Source organism: uncultured Mucilaginibacter sp. (assembly GCF_903893715.1).
Classification (GTDB): domain Bacteria; phylum Bacteroidota; class Bacteroidia; order Sphingobacteriales; family Sphingobacteriaceae; genus Mucilaginibacter.
The window spans coordinates 72,010-89,563 of sequence record NZ_CAITNG010000112.1 but is presented as its reverse complement, the minus strand read 5'-3'; the positions used below and the strand labels follow the sequence as shown (position 1 = coordinate 89,563).

24 protein-coding genes are annotated in these 17,554 nt (G+C 43.0%); 13 read left to right on the top strand and 11 right to left on the bottom strand.

Going from position 1 to position 17,554, the window contains the following annotated elements:
* Nucleotides 1-31 precede the first annotated feature (31 nt).
* From QZX97_RS12815 to QZX97_RS12800, 4 genes are read right to left on the bottom strand one after another with little or no spacing between them, the layout of a single operon-like run.
* Nucleotides 32-391, bottom strand: coding sequence for a four helix bundle protein (locus QZX97_RS12815; protein ID WP_295650239.1), 360 nt, complete (start codon nt 389-391; stop codon nt 32-34).
* A 51-nt stretch (nt 392-442) separates the two neighbouring features.
* The gene (locus QZX97_RS12810; protein ID WP_295650242.1) at nt 443-1,036 is read right to left on the bottom strand and encodes a hypothetical protein; all 594 of its coding nucleotides are present in this window, start codon (nt 1,034-1,036) and stop codon (nt 443-445) included.
* Nucleotides 1,023-1,517, bottom strand: coding sequence for an RNA polymerase sigma factor (locus QZX97_RS12805; RefSeq protein ID WP_295650245.1), 495 nt, complete (start codon nt 1,515-1,517; stop codon nt 1,023-1,025). The genes QZX97_RS12810 and QZX97_RS12805 overlap by 14 nt, the downstream gene beginning before the upstream one ends.
* 41 nt (nt 1,518-1,558) lie before the next feature.
* On the bottom strand, nt 1,559-2,086 hold the full coding sequence (locus QZX97_RS12800) for a hypothetical protein (protein WP_295650248.1): 528 nt from the start codon (nt 2,084-2,086) through the stop codon (nt 1,559-1,561).
* Between the two features lie 132 nt (nt 2,087-2,218).
* Between QZX97_RS12800 and QZX97_RS12795 the strand changes: the two genes are divergently transcribed.
* From QZX97_RS12795 to rpmA, 9 genes are all read left to right on the top strand, one after another.
* Complete coding sequence (locus tag QZX97_RS12795; RefSeq protein WP_295650251.1) at nt 2,219-2,383, top strand: hypothetical protein; 165 nt, start codon at nt 2,219-2,221, stop codon at nt 2,381-2,383.
* Entirely contained in the window at nt 2,359-2,691 is a 333-nt protein-coding gene (locus QZX97_RS12790; RefSeq protein ID WP_295650252.1) for a type II toxin-antitoxin system RelE/ParE family toxin, read from the top strand. The genes QZX97_RS12795 and QZX97_RS12790 overlap by 25 nt, the downstream gene beginning before the upstream one ends.
* An 18-nt stretch (nt 2,692-2,709) precedes the next feature.
* Nucleotides 2,710-3,735, top strand: a complete 1,026-nt coding sequence (locus QZX97_RS12785; protein ID WP_295650255.1) for a hypothetical protein — start codon at nt 2,710-2,712, stop codon at nt 3,733-3,735.
* A 94-nt stretch (nt 3,736-3,829) separates the two neighbouring features.
* On the top strand, nt 3,830-5,203 hold the full coding sequence (locus tag QZX97_RS12780) for a dicarboxylate/amino acid:cation symporter (RefSeq protein WP_295650258.1): 1,374 nt from the start codon (nt 3,830-3,832) through the stop codon (nt 5,201-5,203).
* A gap of 484 nt (nt 5,204-5,687) precedes the next feature.
* Nucleotides 5,688-5,897: a hypothetical protein gene (locus tag QZX97_RS12775; RefSeq protein WP_295650261.1), complete on the top strand. Its 210-nt coding sequence runs from the start codon at nt 5,688-5,690 to the stop codon at nt 5,895-5,897.
* A 45-nt stretch (nt 5,898-5,942) separates the two neighbouring features.
* A complete protein-coding gene (locus QZX97_RS12770) occupies nt 5,943-6,086 on the top strand; it encodes a hypothetical protein (protein WP_295650264.1) in 144 nt (47 codons plus the stop codon).
* Nucleotides 6,087-6,144: 58 nt separating this feature from the next.
* Entirely contained in the window at nt 6,145-6,645 is a 501-nt protein-coding gene (locus QZX97_RS12765; protein WP_295650265.1) for a hypothetical protein, read from the top strand.
* A gap of 294 nt (nt 6,646-6,939) precedes the next feature.
* Nucleotides 6,940-7,248, top strand: coding sequence for a 50S ribosomal protein L21 (gene rplU / locus QZX97_RS12760; RefSeq protein ID WP_295650266.1), 309 nt, complete (start codon nt 6,940-6,942; stop codon nt 7,246-7,248).
* A gap of 48 nt (nt 7,249-7,296) precedes the next feature.
* Nucleotides 7,297-7,746 carry a 50S ribosomal protein L27 gene (gene rpmA, locus QZX97_RS12755; protein ID WP_295650269.1) on the top strand — a complete coding sequence of 150 codons (450 nt, stop codon included), beginning with the start codon at nt 7,297-7,299 and terminating at the stop codon, nt 7,744-7,746.
* 70 nt (nt 7,747-7,816) lie between these two features.
* Here rpmA and QZX97_RS12750 read toward each other — a convergent pair whose 3' ends face one another.
* Both QZX97_RS12750 and QZX97_RS12745 read right to left on the bottom strand, forming a co-directional pair.
* The gene (locus QZX97_RS12750) at nt 7,817-8,263 is read right to left on the bottom strand and encodes an energy transducer TonB (RefSeq protein ID WP_295664691.1); all 447 of its coding nucleotides are present in this window, start codon (nt 8,261-8,263) and stop codon (nt 7,817-7,819) included.
* A complete protein-coding gene (locus QZX97_RS12745) occupies nt 8,260-9,057 on the bottom strand; it encodes an energy transducer TonB (protein WP_295650274.1) in 798 nt (265 codons plus the stop codon). Before QZX97_RS12745 ends, QZX97_RS12750 begins: the two co-directional genes overlap by 4 nt.
* A gap of 234 nt (nt 9,058-9,291) precedes the next feature.
* Between QZX97_RS12745 and QZX97_RS12740 the strand changes: the two genes are divergently transcribed.
* The 4 genes from QZX97_RS12740 to QZX97_RS12725 are packed head-to-tail and all read left to right on the top strand — an operon-like array spanning nt 9,292 to nt 11,290.
* Nucleotides 9,292-9,861: an RNA polymerase sigma factor gene (locus QZX97_RS12740; protein WP_295650276.1), complete on the top strand. Its 570-nt coding sequence runs from the start codon at nt 9,292-9,294 to the stop codon at nt 9,859-9,861.
* A 4-nt stretch (nt 9,862-9,865) separates the two neighbouring features.
* Nucleotides 9,866-10,195, top strand: coding sequence for a hypothetical protein (locus tag QZX97_RS12735; protein ID WP_295650280.1), 330 nt, complete (start codon nt 9,866-9,868; stop codon nt 10,193-10,195).
* Nucleotides 10,196-10,213: 18 nt separating this feature from the next.
* On the top strand, nt 10,214-10,777 hold the full coding sequence (locus QZX97_RS12730) for a periplasmic heavy metal sensor (protein WP_295650283.1): 564 nt from the start codon (nt 10,214-10,216) through the stop codon (nt 10,775-10,777).
* A gap of 57 nt (nt 10,778-10,834) precedes the next feature.
* Nucleotides 10,835-11,290 (top strand): hypothetical protein, encoded by a 456-nt coding sequence (locus QZX97_RS12725; protein ID WP_295650286.1) that lies wholly within the window; start codon nt 10,835-10,837, stop codon nt 11,288-11,290.
* Between the two features lie 66 nt (nt 11,291-11,356).
* On the opposite strand, the gene yidC is transcribed toward QZX97_RS12725, so the two are convergent.
* The 5 genes from yidC to QZX97_RS12700 form a co-directional block, all read right to left on the bottom strand.
* Entirely contained in the window at nt 11,357-13,192 is a 1,836-nt protein-coding gene (yidC, locus tag QZX97_RS12720) for a membrane protein insertase YidC (protein ID WP_295650289.1), read from the bottom strand.
* A 23-nt stretch (nt 13,193-13,215) separates the two neighbouring features.
* Complete coding sequence (locus QZX97_RS12715) at nt 13,216-14,826, bottom strand: CTP synthase (protein ID WP_295650291.1); 1,611 nt, start codon at nt 14,824-14,826, stop codon at nt 13,216-13,218.
* Nucleotides 14,827-15,296: 470 nt separating this feature from the next.
* Entirely contained in the window at nt 15,297-15,716 is a 420-nt protein-coding gene (locus QZX97_RS12710) for a DUF1842 domain-containing protein (RefSeq protein WP_295650293.1), read from the bottom strand.
* Between the two features lie 443 nt (nt 15,717-16,159).
* Nucleotides 16,160-16,894, bottom strand: a complete 735-nt coding sequence (kdsB, locus tag QZX97_RS12705) for a 3-deoxy-manno-octulosonate cytidylyltransferase (RefSeq protein WP_295650294.1) — start codon at nt 16,892-16,894, stop codon at nt 16,160-16,162.
* A 5-nt stretch (nt 16,895-16,899) separates the two neighbouring features.
* On the bottom strand, nt 16,900-17,514 hold the full coding sequence (locus tag QZX97_RS12700; protein WP_295650297.1) for a deoxynucleoside kinase: 615 nt from the start codon (nt 17,512-17,514) through the stop codon (nt 16,900-16,902).
* Between the last annotated feature and the right edge of the window lie 40 nt (nt 17,515-17,554).

The window sequence follows — 17,554 nt, the reverse complement described above, 5'->3', positions numbered from 1 at the left end:
GGAAGACGGAAGATGTATGAAGAAAAGGCAATTATCCTTTTGGTGATAGCTTGATGCTGGCAAATATCTTCTTTAGCTCACCGGCTTCCTGAATATGTTTTTCAAAGCTTTCTTTGTAAATATCATCCGGGTAAAGCTCTTTCAAAACCCTAAACCAGTACAAAGACTCCCTTGCTTCACGGTAAGAAATGCTTATTTTATTGTTAAAGTCCTTTTTTGAAGAGGCACCTTGGGCTTCTTCATAATTAGCCCCAACGGAGCCTGATGATTTTGCTATCTGTAGCTTAACCGATCTATAAATATGGTCGTCGGGTAAGCTGTTTAAGAATTTAAGTGTGTTTACACAGAAGGCGAAAGTCCTGTCGAGTAGTTGTATTGTTTTGTCGTTCATGTATCAAAAATACATTTTTCACATCACCTCTTCCATCTTCCGTCTTCCATCTTACATCAAAAACTGCCCCTTCAACCTTTCCAACCTGTCCACAATCAAATTAATCTTTTCCTGCTCGTTTTTTTCGATGCGCTGTTTGAGATAGAAGGTACATATCAAAAACCAGGCAATGGTCAGCGTATAAACAATGATCTTCCCGACGAGCGAGGCATCGTGCAATACTTCTATAAAATACATCGTCATGCCGGTGCTCAGTAGCATCACGTAAGTGTAATACAGCCGACCATATAGTTTAGCGCGGTTTTTCTGGTATTCTTTCAGGGTCTGCAGGTACTCGCCGGGGCTGATGGTGATGTCCCGCTTACGGATGATGCGGTAATCGCGTATCATCATGATGACGTACAATAAAATGGTCATTACGATGATGAACAGCCCAACGTAGGTTACCCACGATTGGAAAACAAAGAAGAACAGTACGACAATGCTGTCGATCAAAGCAACAATCATCGCGATGATGCCCCACAACAACTTACGGCTTAACCCGCTTATCCCTTTCTTCACTTGCTTCAGCGCTTCATCCACCGAAAGCTGGTCGTTGGCGGGCTGTGCCTGCCAAACCGACATTATATGCTCAAAGTCTTTCATAGTGGTTATATAATTCTGTTAATTTCTGTTTTATACGGTGGATTTTTACCCGCAAATTTCCTTCGGATATGCCCGAAATATCCGCTATTTCAGGGTATGGCAGCTCATCCAATACCATGGTAATGATTATTCTTTCCGACTCTTCCAATTTCGATATACACTTGTACAGCAGGGCGACCTGCTCATTTTTTTCACTAAATTCTTCTTGTTTTGTTTCGGCCAGTAAGGGCGTTATCTCGTCTTTTGCCTGCCGCTTTTCGGAGCGGAGGTAAGTGAGACAGGTATTAACGGCGATACGATATATCCAGGTAGATATCATGGCCTGGTTGCGAAATTTATCGAGGTTTTGCCAAACCTTCATAAAAGTTTCCTGCATCAGGTCGTTAGCGGCGTCATCATCGCCGGTATAACCATAACACAAATGGAATATCTTTTTTGAATTAGCTTCGAATACCTTTTTAAAGAGTTCCTCTTTGGCCACTTAGTAGTTTTTGTTTTTTAGATGCGCTAATTTAACAAATGTTACAATAGCAGGTCGTGTTTGTGCAGCCAGGGCAGGCGGGTAACGGCATCGTCAAGCAGCGCATCAAATTCCTGTGTATAATCAAACTGCAGGTCTTCGTGCAACTTGGCAATGGCCTTTTTTACTTTTTCGAGTTGTTTAATGAGGATAAGGCGCAGGGGTTTGTGCGAGGTGCGCCTGTCAACATATTCCACGTAATTGCGACAAAAGCGAAGCAACAGTTCAACTTCTACCTGTTTTGAGCCCGTAAACTTGATGTATTTATTCACCAACTTTAACGTTTTGCGCAAGGCTTTGGCAGCCACATAACTTTGCGATGGCACCTGACTAACGGCAAGGCCAATATCCTGTTTAAAGCTTTCGGCAAAAGCCAGTTCATCATCGGCATCAAACAGCAGGTAGGCGAGGAGTTCTTTGTTTTCTTTTTTATAACGCGCCATGCGCAGGCACAACTCGGCCACCTGCTTTCCGTTTAACTGTTGCAGTTCTTTTTTTACTTCCTGTAAGCCGTATTGTTTGATGCCCATAATAATTTGGCAAATTACGTATTTATTATTTCACGCAAAGACGCGAAGACGCAAAGCGATTTAGATACTAATAGATTCGTAAAAATTCAATAGCCATTAAAAACGTAAACTTTAAATTTGTATTTTTGGTTTATGGCAAAGGTAAAATCATCCAAAATAAATTATGCCCTCCCCGGGGAACCGCTTAGCCAGCAGGAGATGGAGCAGATGATCAAAGAAGCGGAGAATGGTCCGTTTCACTCAATGCAAAGTCTCAAAGAAAAAATCGCTAAGTGGAAAGAAAAATACTCGAAGTAGTTATTAGTGATATTGCTACACAAAGTCTTGAAGATGTTTTTGATTATGGAGTAGAAACTTTCGCATTAAACGCTGCGACTGTTTTTATTGATGAATTGAACGAAAGAATTGAATCTCTCTCGGAAGATTACCTTTTGTACCCCGAATGCAGGTTTTTAAAAACGCAATCAGCAATGTATCGAAACCTCATTCATGGCAATTATCTCGTTATCTATCGCGTGGCAAAGCAAAGGATCGAAGTGTTAAATGTGATTCATGGTAGCAGGAGTATCAGGTTTATTAAATCGATAAGAAAAATTAAGATTTAAGCTGTATTGCTGGTATGCATGAGATATCGAGAAAAAATCATCAGATATGAATGGCAAGTTGGAATTTTGTTTATTTTAGAAAAAATACAAAGTAAAGAAATGAAAAACCTTTTTAGCCTGATCTTAGTTTTTGTAGTGTTTAATTGCTTTGCCCAAAATGAAAAAATTTTCCCTGATAAAATACAAAACGTTAGGGCCAATGATTTGAAAAGAATATTAGGCACTAAAATTTATTTAAAGCAACCACCTGGTTATCAATACATCAAAGAGTTAACAAGATTTCAGAAAGATAATGATCAGTACTTGCAAGTTACCGAGGCAGACAATAATAACTTTACTCAATCAAAGCGGAAATTTAAAGAAAAACTTATTGCCTCGGGTGCAAAATTATACGTGTTAAAGGACGTAAAAATAGGCCAATTTGATGGGGTTTACTGTGAAGCGCCTTCAGAACAGTTCGATAAAATGCAGGTAGTGTTAGTTTTTGGGGATGAAACTTTTGTTGTTTTTATCACAGGCGTTTGTAAAATAGCCGACGAAATAACAAAAGGAGAATTAAGGAAAATCGTTGGGTCGGTTTATTTTGATAAATTTTTACAAAAAGATCCGTTAGAGTTAGCCAATTTTGATTTCGATCATTCAATAACGAACTTTAAATTTTCCACTGCCATATCTAATATTTATTTCTATTCCAAAGATGGATTAAAAGACAGCCAGGAAATTGGTTCTGATTCATTTCAGATCGGTACACTTCCTAAAGTATCACAGGAAAGCACCATTGCACTTTTGGAAAGTATCAGTTGGAATTATGAAAAAAAGGGGGTTAAATTCGACAAAAAGGACTTTGTAAAAACAACCATTAATAATTATCCGGCGGTAACTATGACTTCAAACGTGTCATACAATAACAAAAATGGAATAAGTTATATGGTTGCTTTGATTGGCGAAAAGTCAAGCATTTTTTTTCTTGGAAGTGCATATAATGACGTTGAAGCCCTTAAGGACAAGTATGTAAAAACAGTTGGATCGATCAGTATAAAATAAGCTTTTTTATACGTGAAGATATGTCATAACAGCATACGCCGCTAAAATCTATTCTAATTGAATTTTTGTTATATTTTAATGCTTTTTAAAACACATGGCCAAAAGCAAACTCACCTTGTTTATCTTCATTGCCCTGGTTGCCGGGGTATTGGTTGGTTACCTGTACAATGTCAGCATACTAAAACCGTATAATGACAGTTTGGGCAATGCGGAGGCGGTTACCCGTACTTTGGATAACCGCATCGTATTGATAAAAGACACCAATTCGGTGGAGTACAAAGCCTTAAAGGTCCAGCGGTCGGCGCAGGCCAAAATACACAAGGAGGCTGATACTAAGCGCGAAGACAAGTTGGAGGGCTTTACCATCATCAGCGATATATTTTTACGGCTCATTAAAATGATCGTAGCACCCTTGGTGTTTACCACACTGGTGGTGGGTGTGGCTAAGGTGGGCGATGTGAGCGCCGTAGGGCGTATCGGCGGCAAAACCATGCTTTGGTTCATTTCGGCCACTTTGGTTTCGTTATTGTTGGGAATGTTGCTGGTAAACCTGTACCAGCCGGGCAGCCACATGAACATCCCTTTGCCCGATAGTCATTTGGGTACAGATATCAAGAAATCGGCGCTATCCCTGCGCGATTTTGTGGGCCACGTGGTGCCGCGCAGCTTTATCGAGGCCATGGCCAATAACGAGATACTACAAATTGTGGTGTTCGCCATATTTTTTGGCATCGCCACGGCATCGGTAGGCGAGCAGGGTAAAATCATCATCAAAGCCATGGATGCCATTGCCCATGTGATCATGAAGATAACCGGCTATGTGATGAAACTGGCACCTTTGGCGGTTTTCGGCGCTATTACCGCCATTGTGGCCAAACAGGGTTTGGGCATCATATCTACCTACGCGGTGTTTATCAGCGAGTTTTATTCGGGACTGCTCATCCTTTGGCTCGTTATCATTTTTGTGGGCTATTTGGTTTTAAAGGGCCGTGCCTTTACTTTGGTGAACAGTATTAAAGATGCCATCCTTATCGCCTTCAGTACTTCCACCAGCGAAGCTGCGTACCCCCGTGTGCTGATCGAATTAGAACGTTTTGGCTGTAAAGACAAGATTGTAAGTTTTGTATTGCCGCTGGGCTATTCCTTTAACCTCGACGGCTCCATGATGTATATGACCTTTGCTTCGCTCTTTATCGCGCAAGCCTATAATATCCACCTGCCTTTGGGGCAGCAACTCACCATGCTGCTCATCCTGATGCTCACCAGCAAGGGCGTGGCGGGCGTGCCGCGTGCATCCTTAGTGGTGATAGCCGGGACCATCGCCACCTTTAACATCCCCGAAGCGGGCCTGGCGCTCCTCATCGGCATCGACCCGCTGCTGGATATGGGCCGCTCGGCAACCAATGTGCTGGGTAATGCCATGGCTACGGCGGTAGTGAGTAAGTGGGAGGACCCCCTAACGCCCTGAAGGGGATATTAGGTAAGAATGCAGTTTTAAGCTTCAAAATCCGTATATTTGTAGTGGTACGCGAGGTACAGATGCGATGGTAAATGCGGCGGATATGGCCTTTAAAATACCCATAACCACATTGACATAAGATATGGGTACGACTTTGTGAATTTGATAAAGAGACACTTGTTTTTTTCTAAAAACACCCATAAATACCCATGTGTGTTGGCGAAATTGGGTGAGAATTTTACACAAATGGCAAAAAATGTCCGGTTTCGTGATAAAAAAATAAAATTGAAAACACCCATATTTACCCATATTGTTGGTTCATTGGTTCAATTGTTCATTAGTTCATTAGTACCTGTTACCGGGTTGCTTGTCTGATGGGGTGAAGATCCGTTAGCTAACGGACGGCATGACGTAATTTTTTTAATGTACCCATAAATACCCATATCGCGGGTCAAACCTTAAAAAGTCAATAACCAATAACACAATATAAACAATGCGTTTTTTTAAGTTAACCCTAATCCTTATCGCAAGTATAACCATGTTCGGTTGCCATTCGTCTTATAATGGCGATGGTGCAAAGTTGGCCGCGATGGGTATTTATCCCGACTCGATAAAGGACCTGGAGAAAGTAACGAAGGGGCAATGGAGCCGCTTGGGCGATACCACCTTGTTGTTTGCTATAGACAGTAACCGTATATTTTAAGGCATAGCCAATACCGATTACCCCTTTACGTTAAAGCGCGATTCGATGGTGATCACTTTTGATGATGATATTTACCACGCCCGCCTCAAAATGCTGAGCAAGGATACTTTGGTGATGATAGGAACAGGGAAAGACAAACACAATATCGATTCGGTTTACCGTAATTACGGATTGGATAGTCCGTTTTAACAATGCCTTTTAATACCGCCGAAAGCTGTTAACTTTGCAGGCCAATAAACAATTTTCTATGTCGTCGCTACGCTCTAAAAAGATATTCCTCATATTAAGCATCATCGTGCCCTTCCTTATTTACTGTTTTTACTATTACGGTATGATGGTGAAGAATGCACCCTATAAGTTTGCCGAGTTCGATTCCATTGTGTTTAATTATGGTACAGGAGATAGTTTATTGAATCGTTATAACTCCAAAACAGGGGATTACCAGTACCTCACCTCGCGCGATTCGTTGGTACATATCCACCTCAAGCTCAATAACGATGACCTGCTGTACCTGCACCGCAAAGCCGCCGACCTGGGTTTCTGGAATTTTCCGACCCGCATAGAACCCGATACCCTGGAAGCCCGCATGGCCAAAGCGCCGCGTTATTACATCGAGTTTAACTACAAACGCAAAAGCAAGAAAGTGTTTTTTAACGACGCTTATGATGACAAGCCCGAACTAAAAGATGCCGCGGAACGGTTGGTGAAAGAGATACAGGGGAAGTTGGAGGAAGCGGAGAAAAGATAGAGGCAAGAATCGAGCAAAGGAATTGCGTTAGGGATAGTAGCGGAAAGCCCGGAATGAGCCCTTCTATCGGGGTGAATGAGGACTTGCAGTGGATAGCCCGGTCCGTTAGCTAACGGAAACGCCCAAATTCTTTTAAGCCACAAAGGCACGAAGACACTAAGCCTATTCCTTTGTGATGATATAAGTATTTGGTGTTGCCCCCGCCTTATTTATAAAATTATCCGCCCCGCTTGCTATTTGAAAACTAAAACCCTATATTTGCACCTCATTTTAAATAAACAAAAATAAATAACAATGTACGCAATAGTAAGTATAGCCGGACAGCAATTTAAAGTTGCTAAAGACCAGCAGATCTTTGTACACAGGTTACAGGGTGATGAGGGCGCTAGTATTGAATTTGACAAGGTATTGTTAGCAGAAAACGAAGGTGGAGTAAAATTAGGTTCTGATTTGAAAAGCGCTAAGGTAACAGCTACCATACTGTCTCATTTAAAGGGTGATAAAGTAATCGTGTTTAAAAAGAAACGCAGAAAAGGTTACAAAAAGAAAAACGGTCACCGTCAGCAATTTACCAAAATTGCAATTACCGGGATTTCGTTATAATTTAATTTAAAATCAGAGCCGGTAACGGTTCATAAAAAAATATAGAAAATGGCACACAAAAAAGGCGCCGGTAGTTCCAGAAACGGTCGCGAATCACATAGCAAGCGTTTAGGTATCAAAATTTTCGGCGGTCAGCCGGCAATCGCAGGCAACATTATCGTTCGTCAGCGTGGTACCCCGCACAATCCTGATAAAAACGTAGGTATAGGTAAAGATCATACGCTGTTTGCGTTGATCGATGGTACAGTAGTTTTCAAAAAGAAAGCCGATAACAGGTCGTATGTATCTGTTCTTCCTTTCGAAGCAGAACCTGTTGCGGTTGTTGAAGCACCTAAACCCGTTGCAAAAAAAGAAGTTAAAGCTGCCCCTGTTGCAGAAGCAGCTCCCGTTGCGGAAGTTGTTGCCGAAGAAGCAGCACCTGTAGCTAAAGCACCAAAAGCAAAGAAAGCCGCGCCAGCTAAAGAAGACGCCGCTCCGGCTGCTGAGCCTGAAGCTTAATTAGCAATCATTCAAAAAAAAATAGCGATGGGTTTCAAACCCATCGCTATTTTTTTTGTGCCATAAAAGCCTACTTCTTTTTGCCTATCAGCGCGTAATTGATGTTGTAGGTATACCTCACCCTGATGGGTTCGCCGTGCTGCATGCCGGGTTTCCAATGTGGTGCCGATGCAATAACGCGGATGGTCTCTTTGTCCATCACATCTGATACGCCTTTGATGATCTGAAAATCGGTCAAACGGCCATCTTTTTCGATAGCCATACTGATGGTCATGATGCCTTGCAGTTTGGCAGGGTCAACATCGGCCGGGAACGATACATGCCCGGATATATATTTATAGAAGGCTTTGGTGCCACCGGGGTATTCGGGCTCCACATCGATCGCCTTTACAGTGGGTGCGGGACCGGTTTTAATTATATTGATGGTTTGTGCCTTGCTTAAAGAAGCCAGTAGCAGCAGGGCGATTATCGGGATATATTTTTTCATCTGGATTTCGGATTTTAAAAGGTACCTCATTGTGGTCTGTTCTGCATTTTAAAGTTGATAGGCACCCTGTACGAGCCTGAAACCGGCTTGCCGTTTACGGTGGCAGGTTGCCATTTAGGTGAAGCTTTGATTACCCGTATCGCCTCTTGACTGAGGTCGGTAGAGGGCGAGCTGAGTACTTGTATATCGCCTACAATACCTTCGGCGCTGATCATAAACTTAAGGAAAACAATGCCTTCTGTTTTGGTTTTCTCGGCTGCCGGCGGATATTTGATATTGCTACCCAGGTATCTGCCAAACGCGTCGTCGCCACCCGGGAACTCAGGCTTTGTATAAACGTCGGCCTTGACAGGTTTAGCGGGAACAGCATTCTTGGTAATAACAGGCGTTACATTCAATTGTTTTTGTGGCGATGGCGCTTCGGCCGAGCCTTTTATAGAGATGGCGATATTGAAAACGACATAAATAGTGGCCGGGTTACCGTTTAGCATGGCGGGCTGCCATTTAGGCGATGCCATAACCGTGCGGATTATTTCGTTATCAACCGCTGGGTACAAGGTTTTTAATAAGCGTGCTTCCGATATGCGGCCATCGCTTTCAACCCGCATAGCCAATACGGCATTGCCATAAAGGCCAGTTTTTAGGTTGGTTTGAAGGCGTATATGGTCCGAAAGGTATTTCTCGAAAGGCTCGCCTTTAAACTGCGCTCCGGCATCAACACGAAGATAGGGCAGGGCGTTTATTTTAGGTGTAACCGTATCGGTTTGGGCCTTTAACAAATAGGGAACGCAAAACAGCAGCAACAAGGGGACGCACTTTTTCACAAATACTAATGTATCACTAAATTGTTAAATGGCAACAAAATTTTACTCCTGTTGTATAGTTTTAACATAAACGGGTTGCGGTTTTAATTAGTATGATACTGTGCGCCTTCGTCTAAGAAAATTGAGGTATGCTCCGTTCAAAAATAAACCAATAGTTTATTGTGCGAATTTTTTTAAATTACACCGCAGGTTTCTTTCTGCAATAACGTCAAACTCTTTAAATATAGCACCGGTTTGGTTGAACAACTATTGGTTGAAGGTTTAAAAAACAGGCAACAGTCTGCATTTGCGCAGCTGGTTTCGCAGTTTCAACACATGGTTTTTAACACGGCCCTGGGTATCATACATCAACAGGAGGAGGCTGAAGATGTAGCACAGGAGGTTTTTATACAGGTTTATGAGTCGATTGGCCAGTTTAAAGGCGAGTCGAAGTTGTCTACCTGGCTTTATCGCATTACCATAACCAAAGCGTTAGACTGGCAGCGGCGCAAACAGCGGAAGAAGAGGTTCGCTGTTGTAACCAGCCTGTTTGGCTTAAACGATGAGGTGATTGTTGATCCGCCCGATTTTATACATCCGGGCGTGCAGATGGAGAACAAAGAACGATCGGCTATACTGTTTAAAGCGATAGATAAACTGCCCGAAAATCAAAAGGTAGCTTTTTTATTGGTGAAAATTGAAGAACAAAGTTACCAGGAGGTTGCCGAAATAATGGGTGCAAGCGTGGGCGCCGTTGAATCGTATATGCACCGCGCTAAACAAAACCTGCGAAAAACATTGGAGACATATTACACAGATCAATAATACGATGATGAAAAACGATACTAAACAAAAACAGGATATAGATGCCATATTAAACAGCATCGACCATATAAGCAGGGCCGAGGCACCGCCTTATTTTTATACAAGGCTGCTGGCCAGGATGGAGGGAACGAAAGCCACTGCAAAGCCTGGCTTTTTGCAATGGCTCAACCGTCCGGCTATCAGCATTAGCTTACTTACACTTTTTTTGATATTGAATGTGATTGCAATACGAGGTATCATTATAAGCAATAAGGCAGCGCAAGCTGCAACAACAGCAGCGCAGAGCTTTGCTACCGAATATAACCTGGGCACAAGTACAGGGTATTCAAACTAACCATTAAAGGTTTTTATAATGAAAAGTAAATTTATAGGTATTGTGTTGGTGCTATTGGTAATGGCCAATATTGTTACGCTCGGTACGTTTTGGTATTATAAGATACACCATGTGTCGGCAAATGCCCCGGCTGGCGGGCAAGGCCCATCGCAGGCACAAGCTTTTGTTATAAAGCAGGTTGGTTTTAACACCGAGCAGCAAAAAACTTATATCGCGTTGGTACAGCAACACCAGCAAAAAGTTAGGGCTTTGCGCGACCAGTTACATACCGCCAAGGATAATTTCTTCGATCTGTTGAGCGATACTACTGCCTCGGCAAAAACAATCGACACCGCATCATCAACCATTGGCAGGCTCGAAAAGGAGTTGGACGAGCTGACTTTTACTCATTTTAAACAAGTGCGCGCCATGTGCACATCCGAACAAAAAGTAAAATTTGATAACTGTATAAAAGAAGTAATGCGCATAATGGCGCCGCCGCCAGGGGGGCGGCCACAGGGCCCGCCGCCGGGTGGTGGCGGCTTCAAGGATGGTCCGCCAAATGGTATGCCGCCGCCGGGAGAAGGCCCGCCACCGCAATAATTATTTTAGCGAAGGTTTTTGAAGTAGATAACATCTTATGTAGTAAAGCAATCAATTATGAAAACTAAGATCAATATCATGTTACCGGCTTTGTTGTTTTTTGCCAGTGCCGTACATGCACAGCAGGGCCCGCCGCCCGGTGGCAAACCACAAGGCCCACCGCCTCCACCTGCAGAGCATTCAAAAGAAGTTACAGCAAAGCTGGAGAAAGACTTATCGCTCAACAAAGAACAATCAGAAAAAGTGGCTACGGCTTACCAGGCTTTTTTTACAAGCATGGAAAAGGTGAGAGGCAAGGATAAACAACCGCCTCCGCCACCACCTCCGCCCCGTTTATCGCCTGAGCAGAAGAAAAAGGCCGACAGCCTTTCGGCCATTCGCGATGAAGTGATAAAAAAGGCATTAACACCAGCGCAATTCGAAAAGTACAAAGTAGTAGAAAAATCGATGCGCCCGCCACGTCCCTCGCAAGGACAAGGCCCGCCACCAGCTCCCCAACCCCCTAAACAATAAACTTTGATGCAAAAAAAGCGATGGATTAAAACCCATCGCTTTTTGTTTTCATATTACCTTAAGCAGTTATTTCTTTTTCGAAGCAGGCAATTGTTGTTGCTGGCGCATGTAATCTTCCATACGCGCGGCAAAGCCCGATTTCTTTTTGGTCTTGTCTTCAGGTTTCTTTTTATTCTCCTGTAATTGGGCGTGAATCTTTTTATCATCTACCATCAAACGTATGATATATTGCTGTGCAAAAGTCATCATGTTGGCCAGGAAGTAGTAATAGTTCAAACCTGATGGATACTTGTTCAATACCACAATAAAGATGACAGGGGTTATATAACCGATGTATTTCATCTGCCCGGTAACGCCCGATATCTGGTTGTTAAAGTATGTATAAATGAAGGTCGATATCGTCATCAGCAAACACATCAAACTCAGGTGGTCGCCAATAAATGGCAGTGTGGTGCCAAATTTGATTAAGTCATCATAGGTCGACAAATCCTTCATCCACAGGAAGCTTTGCCCCCTTAACTCAAACAATGCCGGGAAAAAGCGCAGGAAAGCGAATACTATGGGTAACTGTAACAGCATCGGCAAACAGCCACCTAACGGGTTTACGCCTGCTTTTTTGTACAGTTTCATGGTTTCCTGTTGCAACAGGGTAGGGTTGTCTTCACCAACTTTGGCTTTTATCTCATCAATCTCCGGCTTCATTACCCGCATCTTGGCCATAGACAGGTACGATTTGTACGTCAGCGGCGATAATACCAGTTTAAGAGCCAATGTGAGCAATAAAATGATGATGCCATAGTTCCAGCCCGAGGCTTTCAAAAAGTCCCAAACGTATAACACGGCATAACGGTTGATGAATTTGAGCGGACCCCAGCCAAAATCTATCTGTTTATCTAATTTATAACCCTGAGCTTTTAATATGGTAAAATCGTTGGGGCCAAAATAAAACTCCATCGGGTAAATACCTGTTGTGGTAGCAGGTAGCTGCAGGTTGGCCAGCATTTGCTTTACCTCCACTTTCGAACTATCGTCGACACTAACATGCAGGTTCGAGTTTTTAAACCCCTCCTTAAAAATCAACACATTCGAAAAGAAATGCTGTTTGAACGATACCCATTGAACCGATTTGTCGCCAATAGTAATTGTATCGTCTTTACCGGTACTTAGGTTGTTGACTTCGTCCAAAGTGTTTTTGTAATACACAGTTGAGTACAAACGCTCCTGCGACATGTCCTTTTCAGTCTTCAACAAGCTCGATTGCCAGCTTAACTTCAAACCGTTTTGTGGCATTACCTGCTCAAGCCCGGTCAGTTTAATATTAAAGCCGACTTTAAAACCTTCGGGCTTTAACGAGTATTTATAATCTATATACTGTGTAGCGCTATAATTTAAGCGAAAGGTTATTGATGAGTCGCTGCCGTTCGAAACCAATGTAGCGGCGCTCGGTTTAAAGTAATAGTTGTTGGTATTGATGTTTTTACCGGCTACTGGAAAAATCAAACCAAAATGGTTTTGAGCTCCGTTGATTTGTATCAGCGGTTTGCCGTCGAAAGTCTTATAGTTTTTTAACTCTATTGATTGTACACGGCCTCCTAAAGTGGAAACCTTGAGGCGTACATCCTTATTTTCGAAGGTTACCAGTTGCTCAGTACCGATGGTAGCTATACCGAAAGGGCTTTTTAACAGAGCCGAATCCACAGGCCTAACCGTTTTCGATGTATCGCCCTTGGCTTTAACAATTGCCGGGTGTTGTCTGATTGAGTCGGCCCTGCGTGCCGAATCTAAGGTATGTTGTTGTTTTTGTTTTGCGAGAATTTCCTTGTTGCCGTTGTTCATCCATAACGAGAACCCAACAAGGATGAGCAAGATCAGGAAAAACCCTGTGTACGTATTTCTATCCATTGTAATATAAAACTATGTTGCTGCTAATTTTTACGGGCATAGGCCAAAGCAGCGGCCACAAAGTTAACAAAAAGTGGGTGCGGATTAGCAACCGTTGATTTTAATTCGGGGTGAAATTGGGCGCCTATAAAAAACGGGTGGTTTTTTAGTTCAACTATCTCCACAAGGTCGTTTTCCGGATTGATACCCGATGGTATAAGGCCCGATGCTTCGTATTGCTTGCGGTAGTCGTTGTTAAACTCATAACGGTGGCGGTGTCTTTCGGTAATTGGCGATTTACCATATATAGCGAAAGCTTTACTTCCCTTTTTTAGTTCGCAGGGGTACGACCCTAAACGCATGGTACCGCCCATCAGCTTTATCTTTTTCTGTTCTTCCATCATGCTGATAACAGGGTGGGGAGTCTCCTGGTCCATTTCTGTGCTGTGGGCGCCGGCAAGACCTAAAACATTACGACCATATTCAACAACAGCGCATTGCATACCCAAACATATACCAAAGAATGGGATATTGTTCTCCCGTACATAACGTATGGCTTCAATTTTACCCTCGATGCCACGTAATCCAAAACCAGGGGCTACCAATACGCCGTGTAGGCCTTTTAGTTTTTCAACAGCATTTTCGGGTGTTAACTGCTCTGATTGTACACTAATAACACGTACTTTGCATTCGTTTTTGGCACCTGCGTGGATGAACGATTCGATGATGGATTTATAAGCATCGGGCAGTTCAACATATTTGCCTATCAAACCGATTTTGATTTCGGCGGTCGGGTTTTTCAACCTTCCTAAAAAGTCTTTCCAGTTATCCAGGTTTGGTTCCTGTTTGGTTGGCAGTTTTAACTTGCTCAATACAGTTTTGTCCAATTGCTCCCTTAACATTAACAAAGGCACATCGTAAATGGTCGATGCGTCTATCGATTCGATAACCGCGTTGATGTTTACGTTACAAAACAAGGCTATCTTTTTACGGATATCCATATTGATGCTGTGCTCGGTACGGCAAACCAATATGTCGGGCTGTATGCCGTACTCCAGCAACATTTTTACCGAGTGCTGTGTGGGCTTGGTTTTTAGTTCGCCCGCTGCTGCCAAAAAGGGGATAAGCGTAAGATGTATGACCAGCGAACTGTTTTGGCCTACTTCCCACCTGAATTGTCGTACTGCTTCGATAAACGGCAACGACTCAATATCGCCTACGGTACCGCCAATTTCGGTAATCACGATATCATAATCGCCGGTTTCGCCCAGTATGCGGATATTGCGTTTTATCTCGTCAGTAATGTGCGGCACAACCTGAACAGTCTTCCCTAAAAACGCGCCCTCGCGTTCGCGGTTGATAACATTTTGATAAATGCGTCCGGTAGTGATGTTGTTGGCTTTTGATGTCGGCGTATTCAAAAAGCGTTCGTAGTGGCCAAGGTCAAGGTCGGTTTCGGCACCATCCTCGGTAACAAAGCATTCGCCGTGTTCGTAGGGGTTTAAAGTACCAGGGTCGATGTTGATATAAGGGTCGAACTTTTGAATGGTTACCCGGTAACCACGGGCCTGAAGCAATTTGGCTAACGATGCAGAAATAATACCTTTTCCTAACGACGAGGTAACGCCACCCGTAACAAAAATATATTTAGTCATGTGTTTTATGGATTCTGGCCTCAAAAACGAAGAAACCAAATGTTTGTGTACGGGATACAAATGTAAGAATTATTTTGGATTTCGACCAATTTGTTGAGAACTGAGTTTTGTTGCAGCCCGGGCCGTATCTGTTATTCAACCCGGTCATTGAGGTAGGAGTAGAAGTCAGTATTTTAAAAGAACGGGTTTTCCAACACTATGCCCTCCGCGCTGTACGCTTTGCAAACACAGGGGGGGGGTAAAAGTAGGTGTTTTAAAAGAATCTTTTCTCCCGCCACTCACCACTGCATCTGCTATTCAAACAAGGGGGGGGTAAAAGTAGGTTTATTTCAAAGAAATGACTTACCTTTTTCTCAAAGGTGCAATATCTTACAATATAAGGAAAATCGCCCCCATTTCAAAATCAACCCGTTGCAAACAAAAAAGCAGCCCAAGAATCATTCAGGGCTGCTTTTTGTAGGGCTGAAATTTTATTTCGGACAAGCAATGCTGTTTGTAGGAACATTATTGTCGATATGGTTTGCCCAATGGAAATTGCCGAGGCCATTTACCCAGCCATTACCATGGAAAACAATAGTTGCCGAAAAATGCGCAAGGTAAGAGCCAATAGCAGGCGGTGGAAACGATACGATATACTGCCCCGAAAGCGTTAAAACTTTGGTTACCGTAGGGCCAAAAACCAACTCGTGGAGGGTGCCTGTAACGTTAACGGTAACGGCGCCGCTCGGTGGGGTAACGGCTTGCGTAATATGCACCTGGCCGGTAACGGTACCGTGTGGCGCATTAACTAAAAGCCCCAGATGGAATGTGGGTGCACCCAATAAGCCTTTTTGTTCGGCCAGCAGGCATAGCTGGTACAGGCCGATTAACGGAGATGTTTCTGTTGACATAATTTTAATTTGGTTAATGGTTATCCCTACTCGTAAGGTTTTTCGGGTTGCACCCCCGTTTTAAGCACCTGTACGGGCCAGGTTTTTCGTTTGGATAGTATATTATCCTAATAATATAAAACACGCTTAATGTAATCTTAATATTAATTATAAAATTAATTAATATTAACTAAACTGTAATTATTCGTATGCCTGAATTAAACATAAAATGCTGATTTTATGCCGTTTATCTTAAATAAACCACGGGGAATGGTTTCCTCTACAAGTATATGATTATATATGTAAAAAACATAATTTATATAGAATATTTTTTATAAATCATATAAAAAGCCCCTCGGGGACTTTGTGTCTGGCTTTTTTGAAGATTGAAAGATGCTCTGCGAACTGAATTTGTTGCAGCTAGGATTTAATAGTTGATAGATTTCAAACTCAGTAAGGAGTACTTACAAACCTTTCAGCAATCGCTCCAAATCTTCCGGTGTATCCACTGCAAGGGTTTCAATATCCGTTTCGGCAACTTTTATGCGGTAGCCGTTCTCTATCCAGCGCAGTTGTTCCAGGCTTTCGGCTTTTTCGAGCGATGATACAGGTAGTTTAGTTACCTGTTGCAAAATGTCGGCGCGGTAGCCGTATATGCCGATGTGTTTATAATAGGTGTTATGGTACAGCCAGCGTTGTGGCTCTTCGCCGCGCACATGGGGTATTGCCGAACGCGAGAAATAGATAGCTTCCCAGTTTTTATTGATGATGACTTTGGGCGAGCTGAAGTTATATAGTTCTTCGGTCGTTATGATTTTTTTGACGAGTGTCGCCAATTGCGTATCGGGGTCATTAAAACATGCGGCAACTTTTGCTATTTGTTCGGGCTCAATAAATGGCTCATCACCCTGTATGTTGATGATAACGTCGTACTCAGGATATTTTTTGGCCACTTCGGCGCAACGGTCGGTGCCGCTTTGATGCTGGTCCGATGTCATTACTGCACGCCCGCCAAATTGCTGCACATGCAAAAAAATACCCTGATTATCGGTAGCCACAAAAACTTCGCTTAAAGCGTTGCATTTTTTGGCCTGCTCGTAAACCAGTTGTATCATAGTTTTGCCGCCAATTTTAACCAATGGCTTTCCCGGAAAACGGGTAGACGCGTAGCGGGCGGGGATAATGCCTAATACTTTCATTGGGATTAAAACAAACCGTTTATTTCCCTTTCAATACTTTGGATGATGGTGCCCAGGTCTTCGGGGTTATTGGTAAAATCGAGCACATCTTTATCCAATATCAGCAATTTGCCCAGTTTATAGCCACTTATCCATTTCTGGTATTTGTCGTTCAGTTTCGACAGGTAATCCAACCGGATGCCGCTTTCGTACTCGCGGCCGCGGCGTTGTATGTTGTTTACCAGCGTAGGCACTGATGCTTTGAGGTAAACTAACAAATCGGGCGGTTTGATAAAAGCGGTAATGTTATCAAATATGGCACGGTAGTTTTCATAATCGCGGGTGGTCATCAGCCCCATATCATGCAGGTTTTCAGCAAAAATAAAGGCATCCTCGTAAATGGTCCTGTCCTGTATAATGTTGCGGTTACCTTTTTGAATCTCAATAATCTGCTGAAAGCGGTTGTTCAAAAAGTATATCTGCAGGTTAAAGCTCCAGCGTTTCATATCGCTGTAAAAGTCTTCCAGATAGGGGTTATGGTCAACGGCCTCATATAAAGGTTCCCAGCCATAATTTTTTGCTAATAATTCGGTCAGTGTGGTTTTACCAGCACCAATGTTTCCAACAATGGCTATGTGCATAATTTGAGTTAAGCCCCAAGCCGGGCGTTTTACCAGGCTT

Excerpts from the sequence above, each read along its gene's own strand:
- QZX97_RS12810 (WP_295650242.1), bottom strand. The coding sequence starts at position 1,036 with ATGAAAGACTTTGAGCATATAATGTCGGTTTGGCAGGCACAGCCCGCC.
- QZX97_RS12765 (WP_295650265.1), top strand. The coding sequence starts at position 6,145 with ATGTCGTCGCTACGCTCTAAAAAGATATTCCTCATATTAAGCATCATC.
- QZX97_RS12770 (WP_295650264.1), top strand. The coding sequence starts at position 5,943 with ATGGTGATCACTTTTGATGATGATATTTACCACGCCCGCCTCAAAATG.
- kdsB (WP_295650294.1), bottom strand. The coding sequence starts at position 16,894 with ATGAAAGTATTAGGCATTATCCCCGCCCGCTACGCGTCTACCCGTTTT.
- QZX97_RS12750 (WP_295664691.1), bottom strand. The coding sequence starts at position 8,263 with ATGAGGTACCTTTTAAAATCCGAAATCCAGATGAAAAAATATATCCCG.
- yidC (WP_295650289.1), bottom strand. The coding sequence starts at position 13,192 with ATGGATAGAAATACGTACACAGGGTTTTTCCTGATCTTGCTCATCCTT.
- QZX97_RS12725 (WP_295650286.1), top strand. The coding sequence starts at position 10,835 with ATGAAAACTAAGATCAATATCATGTTACCGGCTTTGTTGTTTTTTGCC.
- QZX97_RS12730 (WP_295650283.1), top strand. The coding sequence starts at position 10,214 with ATGAAAAGTAAATTTATAGGTATTGTGTTGGTGCTATTGGTAATGGCC.
- QZX97_RS12795 (WP_295650251.1), top strand. The coding sequence starts at position 2,219 with ATGGCAAAGGTAAAATCATCCAAAATAAATTATGCCCTCCCCGGGGAA.
- QZX97_RS12780 (WP_295650258.1), top strand. The coding sequence starts at position 3,830 with ATGGCCAAAAGCAAACTCACCTTGTTTATCTTCATTGCCCTGGTTGCC.
- QZX97_RS12785 (WP_295650255.1), top strand. The coding sequence starts at position 2,710 with ATGAGATATCGAGAAAAAATCATCAGATATGAATGGCAAGTTGGAATT.
- QZX97_RS12735 (WP_295650280.1), top strand. The coding sequence starts at position 9,866 with ATGATGAAAAACGATACTAAACAAAAACAGGATATAGATGCCATATTA.
- QZX97_RS12700 (WP_295650297.1), bottom strand. The coding sequence starts at position 17,514 with ATGCACATAGCCATTGTTGGAAACATTGGTGCTGGTAAAACCACACTG.
- rpmA (WP_295650269.1), top strand. The coding sequence starts at position 7,297 with ATGGCACACAAAAAAGGCGCCGGTAGTTCCAGAAACGGTCGCGAATCA.
- QZX97_RS12715 (WP_295650291.1), bottom strand. The coding sequence starts at position 14,826 with ATGACTAAATATATTTTTGTTACGGGTGGCGTTACCTCGTCGTTAGGA.
- rplU (WP_295650266.1), top strand. The coding sequence starts at position 6,940 with ATGTACGCAATAGTAAGTATAGCCGGACAGCAATTTAAAGTTGCTAAA.
- QZX97_RS12775 (WP_295650261.1), top strand. The coding sequence starts at position 5,688 with ATGCGTTTTTTTAAGTTAACCCTAATCCTTATCGCAAGTATAACCATG.
- QZX97_RS12800 (WP_295650248.1), bottom strand. The coding sequence starts at position 2,086 with ATGGGCATCAAACAATACGGCTTACAGGAAGTAAAAAAAGAACTGCAA.
- QZX97_RS12815 (WP_295650239.1), bottom strand. The coding sequence starts at position 391 with ATGAACGACAAAACAATACAACTACTCGACAGGACTTTCGCCTTCTGT.
- QZX97_RS12710 (WP_295650293.1), bottom strand. The coding sequence starts at position 15,716 with ATGTCAACAGAAACATCTCCGTTAATCGGCCTGTACCAGCTATGCCTG.